Below are 3,172 nucleotides of genomic sequence, written 5' to 3'. Positions count from 1 at the left end.
ATAGACGCACGCCCTCGTGCCGCCGCTTGGCGGCATGAGGGGAAGAGCCTGGAGACCGACGGCTCCTCCACGAGGGGCCGTCGTCAAAGGGGGCTCGCCTGCGCGACGTCGGCGGATGCGAGCCCGTATACCACGACGCGGCCGCGCCCAGGGGAAGGAGGCGCCAGGCGCGGTAGCTTACAGGGGATCTGCCACGTTCTTTCTTTAAGGAGGAGAGGCAAATGGCACAAGAAGCGTTAACGAAGTTCTTCAGCAAAGAGGGGTTCGTGAACAAGAGGGGGCTGGGCATCGTCATAGCCGTGGCCATCCTCGTGGTCGCGTCGTTCGTGCCCGAGTCGGCCGACCTGTCGCACCAGGGGATCATGGCCATCGCATCGCTCTTGTTCGCGGTGTCGCTGTGGGTGTGCGGCTCGTTCTCCGTGGGCGTGACGGGCATTCTGGCCCTCGTCATAGCCGTGGTCATGGGCGCGACCGACTACAAGGCCGTGTTCAGCGGGTTCGGCGTGTCGGTGGTGTTCTACGTCATCGCCATCTTCGCGCTGCCCGCGCTGCTGCTCAAGACGCAGTGGGGCGTGCGCCTCGTGGCCAAGCTGTTCAAGCTGACGGGGGAGAGCTCCGAGAAGCTCATCCTCGCGTTCATGATCGGCACGTGCCTCATCTCCACCATCATGTCCGACGTGCCGGCGGCGGTGCTCTTCATGGGCATCTCCTACGTCGTGCTCAAGGCGGCCGGCGCCGAGCCCGGCAAGTCACGCCTCGGCAAGTGCATGATGATCGCCATACCCATTGCAGCCGTCATCGGCGGCGTGGTCACGCCGGCCGGCAGCTCGTTCAACATGGTGGCCATGGGCGTGCTCACCGGCGCCACCGGCCAGACCATCAGCTTCCTGGACTGGATCATCGTGGGCCTGCCCATCGCCGTCCTGTGCATCCCGCTGTGCTGGATCTCCATCGTGAAGATCCTCAAGCCCGAGCAGCTCGAGTCGAGCGCCTACGACAGCCTGCGCCAGGCGGCCGCCGACGCCGGCAAGCCCACGGGCTTCGAGGTGCGCGCGCTCGTCATGATCCTCGCGCTGCCCGTGCTGTGGATCGCCGGCACGTGGGTCCCGCTGCTGAACGTCACGACCGTGGCCATCATCGGCCTGGCCATCATGATGCTCCCCGGCCTGAACCTGCTCACGTGGGACGAGTTCAGCAAGCAGGTGCCCTGGACCATCATCCTCATGATGGGCTCGGTGCTCTCCCTCGGCAACATCTTCAGCGCCTCGGGCGCCGACAAGTTCGTCACGAACCTGTTCATGGGCAGCGGCGTGGCTGACCTTAACTTCACGGTGTTCCTGCTGATCACCGTTGCGTTCATCTACCTGCTGCACACCATCGCCCCGGTGGGCGCGGCCATCATCAGCCTGTTTCTGCCCATCCTCATCGGCATCTGCACGACGCTCGGCGTGTCGCCCGCCATCCCCACGATGCTGCTCGCCTTCATCGTGGCCGGCAACTTCCTCCTGCCGGTGAACCCCACGCTCATCGTCACCTACGGCGAGGGGTACTACACGTTCGGCGACATGTTCAAGGCCGGCGTGATACCCGCCGTCATCTTCTGCGTGTGCATGGTGCTCTGGGTGCCGTTCATCTGCGGCGTCCTGGGGCTGTAGGACTTTCCGCCACGCTCGGCGCCGGATGGCCGGCGCCTTCATGCGGGCTCCCCGGCGAGGTCCGGGGAGCCTTTTTCAACTGCGACGATCCGCGGGGGCGCTTCCCCTGCGGCGAAGGGAGCCTTTTCGTGGAGACCAGCGCTCGTCCCCGTTCCGCGTACCAGAACCATGTGCTCGTGTCGGTGCTGCTCGTGCTCGCCGGCATCGCCGTGGCGCTCGGGCAGTTCAAGGTGCCCTCTATCATGCCGGCCATCATGGAGCAGTTCGATATGGACGTGGGCTCCGCCTCGATGCTCATGTCGGTGTTCACGCTGGCAGGCATTTTCCTGTCGCTTCCCACGGGCTTCTTGGCGCGGCGCTTCGGCGCCAAGAACATGATGGTGGCCGCCGTCGTCGTCATGGTGGCCGGCACGGCCGCAGGCGCGTTGGCCACCTCGGCTGAGGTCCTCGTGCTGTCGCGGGCCGTCGAGGGCGTGGCCCTCGTGTTCTGCGGCGTGAGCGCGCCGCTTGCCATCAGGGCCTACGTCGCCCCGGACAAGGTGGGTTTCGCGAGCGGCATCTGGGCGCTGTGGTTCTCGCTCGGCTCGTTCTTCGGCGGGGTGCTTACGCCGACCGTGTTCGGTGCGGTGGGCTTCCAGGGAACGTGGTGCGTCATGGCGGGCATCGCGCTCGCGGCGGGCGGGCTCATGCTGCTGTTCGTGCGGCCGGTTGGCGGGGGGGCGCTTCCTCGAGCGCGTCCCGCGGGCGCAGGACGGCGCGCCTCGCGAGAAGATGGGCATGGCGGGCCTGTTCGGCCGCAACGTGCTGCTGGTGCTCGGCGGGTTCCTCATGTTCAACATGGTGCTCATCTCGTTCCTGTCGTTCAGCCCGACGTTTCTGCAGGGCGAGGGGATGGACGCGACGCTCGCCGGGTTCGCGAGCACGCTGCCCATGCTCGTCGCCGTGGCGTCGTCGCCGCTCTTCGGGGTGCTGGCCGACAAGACCGGCAGGCTCAAGGCGCTCATGGTGGCGTCGATGCTGGTCATGGGGCCTTGCGCGGCCGTACTGCTCACCACGGCCGGGCCTGCCCTGTGGGCGGCCGCGCTCGTCATGGGCGTGGTGGGCCTCGGCGCTCCCACGATGTTTCTGATCGTGTACCCGTCGGTGGTGGCGAACAAGGACGCCATGCCCATCGCCATGGGCTTCCTCGTGCTCACGCAGAGCCTGGGCCAGTTCCTCGGCTCGTCCATCATGCCCGCGGTGCTCGGCGCCGGGGGATGGGCCGCCGCCGGCGCCTTCGCGCTCGTGCTGGGTCTCGTGGGCACGGCGCTCCTCGCCCTCGTGCGGCTGGAGGCGCCTGCGAAGGATGCCGCTCAGAGGTCGAAGTAATACGAGTGCAGCAGGTACTCCTGCCCGTAGCGGCCGGCTAGCTTCGCCAGGTGCCGCTTCACCGCTACGAGGTCTGCCTGTCCGCCCTCGTAGCGTTCCATGAGGCGCGCGAACGAGGCGCGCTCGCGCGCGGAGGCGGCCCCCGACAC

Annotated in this window: 3 protein-coding genes and 1 pseudogene; 3 read left to right on the top strand and 1 reads right to left on the bottom strand. The window is 67.3% G+C overall.

The window, feature by feature from the left end; genetic code table 11:
• Positions 1–221: 221 nt before the first annotated feature.
• The 3 genes and pseudogenes from GPA_RS01825 (at position 222) to GPA_RS01815 (ending at position 3,023) form a co-directional block, all read left to right on the top strand.
• Complete coding sequence (locus tag GPA_RS01825) at positions 222–1,655, top strand: SLC13 family permease (RefSeq protein ID WP_015538780.1); 1,434 nt, start codon at positions 222–224, stop codon at positions 1,653–1,655.
• Positions 1,607–2,383, top strand: a pseudogene (locus tag GPA_RS20580) (MFS transporter); the annotation flags it as partial. The gene GPA_RS01825 and the pseudogene GPA_RS20580, both read left to right, overlap by 49 nt.
• Positions 2,277–3,023, top strand: coding sequence for an MFS transporter (locus tag GPA_RS01815; protein ID WP_331429632.1), 747 nt, complete (start codon positions 2,277–2,279; stop codon positions 3,021–3,023). The pseudogene GPA_RS20580 and the gene GPA_RS01815, both read left to right, overlap by 107 nt.
• On the opposite strand, the gene GPA_RS20575 is transcribed toward GPA_RS01815, so the two are convergent.
• A complete protein-coding gene (locus GPA_RS20575; RefSeq protein WP_414735671.1) occupies positions 3,008–3,124 on the bottom strand; it encodes a DUF1722 domain-containing protein in 117 nt (38 codons plus the stop codon). The genes GPA_RS01815 and GPA_RS20575 overlap by 16 nt on opposite strands.
• Between the last annotated feature and the right edge of the window lie 48 nt (positions 3,125–3,172).

It is taken from the genome of Gordonibacter pamelaeae 7-10-1-b, assembly GCF_000210055.1.
Lineage (GTDB): Bacteria > Actinomycetota > Coriobacteriia > Coriobacteriales > Eggerthellaceae > Gordonibacter > Gordonibacter pamelaeae.
The sequence above is the reverse complement of the archived record's forward strand: the minus strand, read 5'-3'. Positions and strand labels throughout refer to the sequence as shown.